Genomic DNA, 3,660 nt, shown 5'->3' with positions numbered 1-3,660 from the left:
GGGTAATCCTCCAAATAAAAAACGCTATAAAACGTTTTTAGTGTAACTCTCTGATATACATTATTATATTGTATTCTTTTTATCTAAGCAATTTATACGAATACTTATTTTTAATTCTATAAACATGATATAATATCTAGGACAGAATGTTATTTCAAATTCTGCTTATTTTAACATGTAAAAAGGCTTATTGCCTTTTTTTATTTCTTCAATTTCTGAAATTATCTTTTCTTAAAAATCTTTAACCAAAAACCTTTACTTTTTTCTTCAGATAAGATACCTGCAGTTAATTTTTGTTGCTGGTCAAGAAGATTAGTTAAATTTTCAATTTGTTTCAAATCATTTTCATGCTGTTTTTTTAAAAATTCATACTCTAAATAAGGTACCTGAAACTCTTCATTTTTAGGCGCCTTATAGGCACCTTTTGGTTAAAGCTCACTTCTCCACGTCTAATCGTGTCCTCTTGCTCTTCCAATTGCGCTCTTTTCAAATTATAATCACGTTTTAATTCTTCTTCTGTAAGCAAAATAACCCCCTTAGCCTCTCAACTGTTGTGCCAATTCTGAATCGCGAGCCACGATTTCTGAAATCTTTGCCTTGATTTGATTTTCAAGGCTTTTAAATTGCTCACTCATTTCTCGGATTTTATCAATTTTCATTTGGTATTGTTGGGTAGGCACACCCACAATATTATATTCTGTACAGCCTACGCTCTCCAGAGCCTCATAGATTTCCCAACGTTCTAATTGATTGCCTGTAGCCATCGCATCAGACAAGGTTTTTTGCCAGAGTTCCTCTGCTTCTCTTATTCCGTCGTGATAAACTCTCATCACATTAACCATAGCCAAATTAAACTCTGCACTAGCCGTTGAAACTATGGCAAGAGCTTGAGCAGAATCTAAATAGATTTTCTCTCCAGAAGATAAACCACCCCCACTTGCGCTTAAGCGTTTTTTCAAACTCCCTAATTCTTTCATTTGTGATTTAAACGAATTTTGAAGCGTGGTCATACTTGCATCAAGTTCTGTTGGACTTGGAAGACCGTAACTTTTTCCATTACCATCGATAACATTTCCCTTGTCATCAAATTCCCAGTTACCAATACTATGTGAAAGTAAGCCATTGTCAATCCACACACGTTTTCCTGTGGTTTTAAATCTTCCCACACTCGAGGTGAAAATACCTCCACCATAAGTCACTGCATCTTTGGAGTTCACGAAATTTGTGATATAATCTGGATTTTCTTTCGCCCATTTTCTCGCTTGGTGGGACAAATTGTCATAAGGATCTGGACCATTAAAGGTTACCGTCTGCCAATGATGTTCCGCCCCTTGCGCCAAAGCAAGATAGCCACCAAGAGAATGTCCAGTCACTGAGATGGACGCATCCGAATAATCTCGAGCCACTTGATTCGCAAAGTGCTTGGCTTCTCTCATTTGACCCCCACCATTGGATAACATCACATTCTCATAATCCCAATACAAGTCTCCAAAATCAAAAGGATTGGTTCCTGCATAGGCAATCACCACATTACTTGGATTAGTCCCATCAGATACTGGAGCGACAGCCATAGCTTGAAAGCCTGTAAATGGGTTATCCTTGGTTTTGAGAACTTCCCATTTTTTTTCCATTTACCTTAAACTCATCTCCAGCATAAAGAGGTCTTCGATCTCTAACATTTTTATCTACTCGATAAGAGTCATCTGCTATTACCTTATAATCTTCTGGAGTCATTCTAATACCTCGTGTTTTCCATTACTATAAATCACCTCTAATGGGTATTCATGGGATAACTCTTTATTCGTTATTTCATCATATCTTTTTTTCTTACCTTCATTACCGAGGAAATGAATAGCCGTATTCCCCTCTGTACCAAGAGAAATATCAAACACTTCTCCACCCATAGTAGCCTTTGCCCCAATAACCCAAGATGCTCCCACACCAGGATGTTCACCCTCACCTATAAATTCCACTTTTGTTACATAAGGCTCTTCTTTTTTTAAGGAAAGGGCTGCCAGGCGTTGCTTCGACAAACTTGACTCTTCATTATTTTCTTTCTTACTCATATACATTTTTCCTCCTACGACTATGATTAAAGTAATTATCACAAAAGATAATATTCCTATCGTTAGTCCTTTTTTCTTTTTTTCATTTCTTTATCCTTTAAAAAAAGTAGCCCTCAAGGCTACTCCACTTTAGAACCCAAAACTTTGAGCATCTTGGGCGTCACGTTCCGCCACTGTATCCGCATATTTATTGAGTTGTTGGTTGATACTTTCGAGAAGCTCTTCAAACTTACGGACATTCTGTTCCAGTTGATTGTATTGCTCCAAATAAGCTTGAAAGGCTTGACCTTTCCATTCTTCCGCAATCGTTGAATTCATAGAGTTGACGCGTTGGATGGCTTGCTCAATTTGTTCTTTTGACTGGATATAGACTTGTGCCTGTTGCTTGAGTTCTTCTGGGGTTACGCTAATTGCTGACATAATTTCATTTCCTTTATCTTTTAATACCTTTATTCTACTGACTTTTAATGACTTCGTCAATCCATAAAGAAAATTATTTTTTAACTCCCTGCTCTCGAACTTTGGCGCTCCGCTTGTACACTTCTCTTCTTTTTTCCGTGACGTTCTGCCTCAATTACTATCCGCTTGCGCTCCGTCGCGTTACTAGCTCTCAGAAGCTCCTATTTAGATGCTCGCAGTCTTTGGGTAGATTTATACCAACTGAACTCTAAAATCGCTTAAAACGCAAAATATGAGCTTTTAGATATAAAAAGAAGCTGAACATTTGTTCAACTTCTGATAATTTCAAATTGGTATAGTTTTTTTTGAGGTGCCCCCAGATAGACGTGCATTTTTACTGGTCTATCTCTGGTTGTGTCACTTCTAACCCCCCTCATTAGCTTTTCTGGGGGTAAACGGTGGACTTTTTCGTCCACCAATGCTTTCGCACGCTCACTCCTTACGCTTTGCTCGGAGCTATGCTTACGCTCAAGCATAGAAATATTTTAAAGTGAAGAGGTAACGCCTTTAACCATTGATATAACTAAGGTGGCATATCTTGTTACCTACCTGTACCCCGTGTTACCAAATGGGGTACAATTGACATTCTTTTCATTACTTTTTATGACTAATTTGAACACCTAAGAGTATTATATCATACTTTATCTTTTTCATTCTATTTTACTCGTCCTCCACCTCGCACTCACCAACGCACTCCCTTTTGGCGCTCTTCTGCGCCAAGGTCGTCACTATTTCGTCGCGTCGGTGTTTGACAAAGAAAAATAACGAATGAAAACTTCTTTTCTAAAAATTATTTGTTCTTTAAATTTTTAAAATTAATAAGAAAGAGAGGCACTAAAAAAACATCTCTACTCTTTTTCTCACCACTTTCTCTATTTTTATCTGGCAAGCATAGCAAGGTGGTCCCACCTTGATTCATTTTATCTTTTATAGGCTAGGGCTTTGACAAGCAAAGTAATTTGGAACAAGCCCAAAGCCTTTTTTAAAAATAGCACAGCGAGAAAATTTAAAATGACTACTAAAATAGGTCATGCTGTTTCTCTTATGCTCCTTGCACTTAAAATTACTTTTGCGAGCAGAGCAACATGGTCCCATGTCGCAAAACAAATAAAAAAACTGAAGAAGAACTTCAGTA

General features: G+C 37.4%; 4 protein-coding genes. All 4 read right to left on the bottom strand.

All coding sequences use genetic code 11. From position 1 onward, the window contains the following. Window positions 1–536 precede the first annotated feature (536 nt). The 4 genes from LACDD01_RS10695 to LACDD01_RS10685 all read right to left on the bottom strand — a co-directional run bounded on the left by LACDD01_RS10695 (window position 537) and on the right by LACDD01_RS10685 (window position 2,486). On the bottom strand, window positions 537–1,631 hold the full coding sequence (locus LACDD01_RS10695) for a Tle-like phospholipase domain-containing protein (protein WP_061415155.1): 1,095 nt from the start codon (window positions 1,629–1,631) through the stop codon (window positions 537–539). Beyond that, complete coding sequence (locus LACDD01_RS11910; RefSeq protein ID WP_156468529.1) at window positions 1,594–1,734, bottom strand: hypothetical protein; 141 nt, start codon at window positions 1,732–1,734, stop codon at window positions 1,594–1,596. Before LACDD01_RS11910 ends, LACDD01_RS10695 begins: the two co-directional genes overlap by 38 nt. Next, window positions 1,731–2,066, bottom strand: a complete 336-nt coding sequence (locus LACDD01_RS10690) for a hypothetical protein (protein ID WP_156468528.1) — start codon at window positions 2,064–2,066, stop codon at window positions 1,731–1,733. The genes LACDD01_RS11910 and LACDD01_RS10690 overlap by 4 nt, the downstream gene beginning before the upstream one ends. Before the next feature lie 129 nt (window positions 2,067–2,195). Beyond that, complete coding sequence (locus LACDD01_RS10685; protein ID WP_061415151.1) at window positions 2,196–2,486, bottom strand: WXG100 family type VII secretion target; 291 nt, start codon at window positions 2,484–2,486, stop codon at window positions 2,196–2,198. Window positions 2,487–3,660 lie beyond the last annotated feature (1,174 nt).

Origin of the sequence: Lactococcus sp. DD01, assembly GCF_001578715.1 — a bacterium.
In the GTDB taxonomy this organism is placed as follows: domain Bacteria; phylum Bacillota; class Bacilli; order Lactobacillales; family Streptococcaceae; genus Lactococcus; species Lactococcus petauri.
The sequence above is the reverse complement of the archived record's forward strand: the minus strand, read 5'-3'. Positions and strand labels throughout refer to the sequence as shown.